The sequence below is a fragment of the Actinomadura rudentiformis genome (assembly GCF_008923185.1).
In the GTDB taxonomy this organism is placed as follows: Bacteria; Actinomycetota; Actinomycetes; order Streptosporangiales; family Streptosporangiaceae; genus Spirillospora; species Spirillospora rudentiformis.
The window spans coordinates 1-6,391 of record NZ_WBMT01000045.1 but is presented as its reverse complement, the minus strand read 5'-3'; the positions used below and the strand labels follow the sequence as shown (position 1 = coordinate 6,391).

General features: G+C 70.2%; 5 protein-coding genes. 3 read left to right on the top strand and 2 right to left on the bottom strand.

All coding sequences use genetic code 11. The annotated features are described in order from the left end of the window. The 3 genes from F8566_RS49515 to F8566_RS49505 form a co-directional block, all read left to right on the top strand. Positions 1 to 1,184: ABC transporter permease (locus tag F8566_RS49515; RefSeq protein ID WP_225994246.1), on the top strand; the 1,184-nt coding region annotated here is incomplete at its 5' end. 124 nt (positions 1,185 to 1,308) lie between these two features. Next, entirely contained in the window at positions 1,309 to 3,342 is a 2,034-nt protein-coding gene (locus tag F8566_RS49510) for a bifunctional copper resistance protein CopD/cytochrome c oxidase assembly protein (protein WP_151571480.1), read from the top strand. Between the two features lie 223 nt (positions 3,343 to 3,565). Then, on the top strand, positions 3,566 to 4,792 hold the full coding sequence (locus tag F8566_RS49505; RefSeq protein ID WP_151571478.1) for a Cmx/CmrA family chloramphenicol efflux MFS transporter: 1,227 nt from the start codon (positions 3,566 to 3,568) through the stop codon (positions 4,790 to 4,792). Here the strand turns inward: F8566_RS49505 and F8566_RS49500 are convergent. Further along, the gene (locus F8566_RS49500) at positions 4,685 to 5,506 is read right to left on the bottom strand and encodes a carbohydrate ABC transporter permease (protein WP_151571476.1); all 822 of its coding nucleotides are present in this window, start codon (positions 5,504 to 5,506) and stop codon (positions 4,685 to 4,687) included. The two genes, F8566_RS49505 and F8566_RS49500, sit on opposite strands and share 108 nt — an antisense overlap. Beyond that, a partial coding sequence (locus tag F8566_RS49495; protein ID WP_225994245.1) for a carbohydrate ABC transporter permease occupies positions 5,503 to 6,391 on the bottom strand: 889 nt, incomplete at its 5' end. The genes F8566_RS49495 and F8566_RS49500, both read right to left, overlap by 4 nt.

Below are 6,391 nucleotides of genomic sequence, written 5' to 3'. Positions count from 1 at the left end.
GCCGGGCGGCCGGCCTGGCCGCGCGGCTCCCGCTGCCGCGGCCGGTCGGCCTCGGCCTGGCCCGGCCGTTCGCGCGGCCCGCCCGTGCGCTGGCCATGGGGTCGGCGGTCGTGTTCGGCACCATCGCCGTCACGTTCACCGTCGGCCTGGGCCTGTCACTGAGCGAGGTGATGTCCGCCAGGGCCCACGACACCGCCGACGTCACCATTGGGGTCGTCGGACCGCGGCTGGAGGAGCGCGGCGCCCAGGCCCCCTCCACCACCGCCGCAGCGGCGATCACCGCAGCGATCAACGCACAGCCCGGGACTCGTGCGCAGTACGGCACCGCCAGGACACAGGCGGCCGTGGCCGGGGTCGCGGGTTCCGTCACCGTCGTCGCGTTCACCGGCGACGCCTCCTGGGGCGGCTACCGGATGGTCTCTGGCCGCTGGATCAGCAAACCGGGGGAAGCCGTGGTGCCGACCCCGTTCCTCACCGTCACCGGGACGCAGGTCGGGGACACGGTCACCCTCGACGACCGCGGCAAGGCCGTCCCGGTCCGGATCGTCGGCGAGGTCTTCGACACCCGGAACGACGGCATGCAGGTCTTCACCGACGCCGCGACCCTCAGGGCCGCCGAGCCGGATCTGAAGCCCGCAAGCCATCACATCGCGGTGAAGCCCGGCACGGACCTGACCGCCTACACCGACACGCTGAACGCGCGGCTGCGCCCGCTGGGCGTGACGGCCCACACAGGCCGGGACGCGGGCGGCAGCGACATGGTCGTCACGCTGAACACGCTCTCCGCGCTCCTCACGCTGATGCTCGTCACCGTCGCCGCCCTCGGGGTGCTCAACGGCGTCGTGCTCGACACCCGCGAGCGCATCCAGGAACTCGGGATCCACAAGGCACTCGGCATGACGCCCAGGCAGACCATCGCGATGGTCATCACCTCGGTGGTCGTGACCGGGCTGGCCGGGGGCGCCGTCGGCGTGCCTCTCGGTGTCGCCCTGCACCGCTGGGTCATGCCCGCGATGGGTGCCGGAGCCGGCCTCAGGTTCCCCGACTCCATCGTGGCCGTCTACCACGCCCCCGAGCTGACCTTGCTCACGCTTGGAGGCCTGGTGATCGGCGTTCTGGGGGCGCTCCTGCCTGCGGGCTGGGCAGCCCGGACCCGTACCGCCACCGCCCTCCGCACCGAGTAGGACGCTCCCGTCCGAGTTCGCACGAACAGCGGTTGAACGAAGCGCCGCCGGTTTCCGTACCTGTGATCACCGGGCCGGGTTCGTCGTGCCCGGGCGCCGGTCGCCAGGAGGAGGGCCCAGCCCAATGGTTGCTGAAAGCAAGCCCGTCAGCAGACCCGTCAGCGGGCCCGCGCCGTTGAGCGACCTGCGGATGCTCTGGCTCGGCATGGCGGCGGTCGCGCTGGTGATCCTGGCCGTGGTCATCCGGTTCGGCGGCGCGTTCAGCGCGGCGGCGGTGCCGGAGCTCACGCAGGCCGGGGCGTTCACCAAGGGCGGGCTCTCCCTCACCAAGCTCGCGATGAACGCGGCCGGAACCGTCACCGTGGGCTGGCTGCTGATGACGGCGGTGTTCCTGCCGGACCAGGACGGCAAGCTGTCCGCGCTGGGGCAGCGGTGCCTTCGGGGGGCGGCGGTGAGCGCGATCGCCTGGGCGATGTCCGCCCTCGCCCTGATCGTCTTCTCGATCTCCGATCTGTTCGGCGTGCCGGTCGCGACCGGGATCTCGGGGAACATGCTGCGCACGTTCCTCATCGAACTCCCCCAGGGGCGGGCTCTGCTCGCGGTCACGGCCGTCGCCGCGGTGATCTCGATCGCCGCGCACCTGCCGCGGACGGCGGGCGGCTCCGGTTACCTGCTCGTTCTCGCCGTCGCGGGCCTCCTGCCGCCCATCTTCACCGGCCACGCGGCCGGCAGCGACGACCATGCCCTCGCCGTGTTCAGCCTCGCTGCGCACATCGCCGGCGCGGCCTTGTGGGTGGGCGGTCTGGTGGTCCTGGTGGCGATGTCGCGGTCGACGCGCGGCGAGCTGCCGTACATCGTGCCGCGCTACAGCGTCCTTGCCCTCGTCTGCTTCGTGGCCGTCGGCGCCAGTGGCCTGGCCAACGCGTGGGTGCGCCTTGGCGGCATCAACCTGGACTCCCGATACGGAACGCTCATCGTCGGCAAGACGGCGGCGCTCATCGGGATGGGCGCTCTGGGCTGGTGGCACAGGCGCCGGAGCATCCCCTCCCTGCGTACCGAACGGCGCACGCGGGTCTTCCTCCGGATCGCCGCGATCGAGCTCCTGGCCATGGCCGCGACCATGTCCTTGGCCACCGGCCTGTCCCGTACACCGCCGCCCGAGGTGCCGCAGGGAACGCTCAACGCGGTCACGTTGCGGCTCGGCTTCCCGCTTCCCGACTCCGGGAGCATCCAGTCGTACGTGCTGGACTGGCGGATCGACGCGCTCTTCCTGCCGCTCATCGTCACCGGGGCCGTCCTGTACGCCGCCGGAGTGGTCCGGTTGCGGCGCAACGGCACACCGTGGCCGCTCGCCCGCACGGTGGCATGGTTCTCGGGGCTCGCCGGGCTGTTCGCCGTGACGTGCGGCGGGCTGGCCCGCTTCAGCATGGTGCTCTTCAGCGCGCACATCGTTCAGCACATGGCACTGAGCATGATCGTGCCGATTCTCCTGGTGCTCGGCGCGCCCATCACGCTCGCGATGCGCGCACTGCGCAGCGGCCCCACGGCCGCCGGCCGGACGCCCCGTGAGCTGATCCTCGCCCTTTTGGAGAGCCGGGCGGCGCGGATGTTCGCACATCCTCTGGTGGCAATGGCGCTCTTCATCGGCAGCCTCTATGGCTTCTACTTCTCCTCGTTGTTCGAAACGTCGCTGCGCAATCACGCCGTTCATTCGCTGGCCATGGCCTTCTTCGTGTTCAGCGGCCTGTGCTTCTGGTCGGGGATAGGCGCCCCTTCGGGATCCCGGGCCTCCGCTCGTTCGTCGCTGTTGCTGCTGATGGTGTGCCACGCGTTCTTCGGCATCGCGTTCATAAGCTCCGGCGACGTCCTGGCCGGAGACTGGTTCTCGGGCCTCGGCCGTACATGGGGAGCAACACCGGCCCAGGACCAGCAGACGGGCGGCGCCCTCGCCTGGACCCTTGGATGGATCATCACCCTGCTGGCACTGGCCTACAGCCGGAGGCAAAGCGGCACCCCAGCAGAGAGCAGCCTGCGCGAGCGCAGCAGCACCCCGCCGATCTGGCCGTTGCCCGCGATGGCCGACGCGGGCGCCTTGCGCGGTGACAGTCCGCGGCTGAGCCGCACCGGGCCGGAGGCCAAGGCGGAGAAGGACGCCTGACGCCGGACTTCATGGTCCCGTCCGGCCGCTAATTCATTTGAGGGGTTGTGTGAGACGTGAGTAGTGTGGCTCGGGTGGTGAGCCCAGAGTCGGACAGAACCGAGCCGCCGGTCGCCCGGCGGCGGATTGTCTGACCCGGTAAATCGACCGGGCTTTCTTGGATCGATCTCGCTTCCGGTGACCGGACACGTGTCCCGTGTTCCGTCGACGCTGGAGTCGATCCTTGCCTGTGTTCATCTATGTCCTGGGCCTTGCAGTCTTCGCCCAGGGAACCTCCGAGTTCATGGTGTCCGGTCTCGTGCCGGGCATCGCCCGGGACCTGTCGGTCTCGGTGGGCGCCGCCGCGAGCCTGACGTCCGCGTACGCCATCGGGATGATCGTCGGGGCGCCGGTGATGGCCGCGCTGAGCGCGCGATGGCCACGCCGCCGCGCGCTCGCGACCTTCCTGGCCGCATTCGTCGTCGTGCATGTCATCGGTGCGGTCACAACGGACTTCATGGTGCTGTTCGCGACGCGAGCCCTGGCCGCGATCGTCAATGCCGGATTCCTGGCGGTCGCCATGTCCGTCGCCACAGGGATGGTCGCGCCGGAAAAACAAGGTCGGGCCACTGCGGTCCTGGTGTCAGGGGTGACGCTCTCCTGCGTGGCCGGTGTGCCGGCGGGCGCGCTGCTGGGAGACGTGGCCGGTTGGCGATCGGTCTTCTGGGCGGTCGGAGCTCTGTGCCTGCCCGCGCTGGCGCTGGTCTTCCGGTCCGCACCCGCTGATGCGGCCGGTAAGGACGTCTCGGTCCGGCAGGAAGCGCGCGCGTTGAGGTCACGGCCGGTACGGCGGGCGATGGTGCTCGCCGCCGTGGTCAACGGAGCGACCTTTGCGACCTTCGCGTACCTGGCCGTCATCGCCACCGACGTCGCCCACCTGCCCGAGCGCGCGGTGCCGGGGTTGCTCGCCGCCTTCGGCGCGGGGGCCTTCGCCGGCGTGGTCGCGGCGGGCCGTTCCGGCGTCCGGCGGGGGCTGGTCCTTGCCGTGTGCGTTCTGGCCGGTGGCTGGGCGGCGCTGGCTCTGACCAGCGCTCACGCAGTCCCGCTCTTCACTCTGGCGGTCGTCCAGGGTGGGTTGTCGTTCGGTATCGGCTCGGCGCTCATCAGCCGGGTCATGCACACCGCGTCCGACGCGCCCTCGCTGAACGGGTCGTTCGCCACCGTCGCGTTGAACGTCGGCGCGTTCGCCGGGCCGCTGCTCGCCGGAATCGCGTCCGAGACCACGGGCGATCACCGGAGCGCCATCTGGGTCAGTGCCGTCCTGGCCGCGTTGGCGATCGTCGCGGTTGGGCGGAGGCGGCCGCTATCCCTTGATGGCGCCCTGGGTGATGCCGTTGACGAAGCTGCGCTGGAACGTGAGGTACACCGCGACGATCGGGGCGATCACTATCAGGCACGCGGCGGACAGTAGAGGGATGTCCGTGGAGTACTGGCCGACGAAGAAGCCCAGGCCGGTCGGCGCGTTGCGCCGGGCGGGATCCTGCATCATGACCAGGACCAGGAGGAACTGGTTCCAGGACCACATGAAGTACAGGACCGAGAGCGTGGTGATCGCGGGCCAGGAGATCGGCAGCAGCACACGGGCCAGCACGATGAGGTCCCTCGCCCCGTCGATGCGCGCCGCCTCGACGAGTTCGTCGGGCACGCTGGAGAAGTGCGCCTGCATCCAGTAGACGCCGAACGGCATGAACAGCGCCGCCTCGGCCAGGATGACGCCGAGATAGGAGTTGGTGAGGCCGACCTCACGCAGGTTGAAGTAGAGCGCGACCACGACGAGCTCGACCGGGAGCGTGAGACCGAGGACGAACCCGGCCGACAATGTCCGGCCGCCCCAGACCTTGAGGATCGTCAGCCCGTACGCCGCGAGGGTGGCGAGGACGACCGCCAGCGGCACGACGCAGAACGTGATCAGGGCGCTGGAGCGCATCAGGTCGGTGAAGTTGCCGCGTTCCCACGCACGGCTGAAGTTGCCCCAGGACCAGTGGTCCGGGATGCTCAGCCCGCTGATCGGCGAGCCGGCGGGGTGCAGGGCGGCCAGGATGATGCCGAGGAACGGCACCAGGATCATGCCCGCCAGGAGGATGAGCAGGCCGTACCGGACGGTGAGTCCCCCGCGCGTGGTCATGTCGCCTCCCTGGTGAAGCGGCGGATGAGGCCGACGATGGCGACGACGATGACGGTCAGCACGACGGCCAGCGCGCTGGCGCCGCCGATGTCGCCCTCGCTGAAGGCCAGCCGGTAGACCAGCAGGGCGGGCACGTTGGTCTGCCCTGCCGGTCCGCCGTTCGTGGTGACGTAGACGAGGTCGAAGCTGGCCAGCGCGGCGATGGTGGTGATGACCCCGGCGATGGTGATCTCTTTGCGGACGCCGGGCAGAGTGACATGGAGGAACTGGCTGAACGATCCGGCGCCGTCCAGCGTGGCCGCCTCGTAGAGGGCCGGGTCGATCTTCTGGGCCCCGGCGAGGAAGAGCATCATGCACAGCCCGCTCATCGCCCAGGTTCCGATGAACCCGAGCGCGATCAGTGCCAGGTCGTAGTCGCCCAGCCAGGCCCGGGTGATCGAACCCAGGCCGACCAGGTCGAGGAACTGGTTGACGACGCCCGACTCGCTGTAGAGCCACCGCCAGGTGACGCCGACGGCGACGAGCGGCAGTACCTGGGGCAGGAAGAACACGACCCGGAAGAACGTCATGCCCCGGCGGACCTTGCCCATCAGCAGGGCCGTCATGAGCAGCCCGGCCACGATGGGGAGGAACGAGAAGAAGACGATCAGCACCAGGCCGTGCAGGACGGCCTCGTACAGCGCCTGCTCCTGGAAGATCTTGACGTAGTTGTCGAGGCCCGCCCAGGTCGGCGCCAGGATGCCGTCCCAGGTGAAGAACGACAGGCGCAGCGTGTTCAGCGCCGGCCAGATGGCGAACCCCAGGTACACCGCGAGCGCGGGCAGCACGTAGAGCCAGCCGCGCACCCGCCGGCCGCGGCCGGGCGGGCGGTGGCGGCGCCGGCCG